Consider the following 413-nt stretch of genomic DNA (forward strand, 5'->3'; position numbering starts at 1 on the left):
TTTAAATACCCACCCAAAAGACCTTTAAAATCACTGATATGATTCAATCCAAATGGATAATAATTGTTCGTATCAGTTACTTCAAGAACGCCTGCGCTGTTTTTGGCAAAACTTACCCTAGTATTTCCTAAGTGATCTTTATACTGGTAAATATAACGGTTTTCTGTGAAACTGTAATACCCTTCTGAAGTGGGTACAAAATCAAGTTTCCAGGTTGGGGGTTCTCCCAGATCAGGAAAGGTATTACTGATTCTGCCATAGGCCTGTTCTTCAAAAGCATATTCTGTACGACAGGTTAAACATATTCCTCCTCCTTCTTGATATGAATATTGAAACCCATCCAAATAATCAGTTGTAGTGGTACTGGCTATTCCTTTTGGTTGTCCTGCTGAATAGATTTTTCTCAACTTAGT

At 37.0% G+C, this 413-nt stretch carries 1 protein-coding gene; it reads right to left on the reverse strand.

From position 1 onward, the window contains the following. On the reverse strand, positions 1 to 413 hold a 413-nt coding region (locus BOQ64_RS23350; protein ID WP_164975872.1), incomplete at both ends, for a hypothetical protein.

Source organism: Chryseobacterium sp. CH25 (assembly GCF_004119455.1).
Taxonomy (GTDB): domain Bacteria; phylum Bacteroidota; class Bacteroidia; order Flavobacteriales; family Weeksellaceae; genus Chryseobacterium.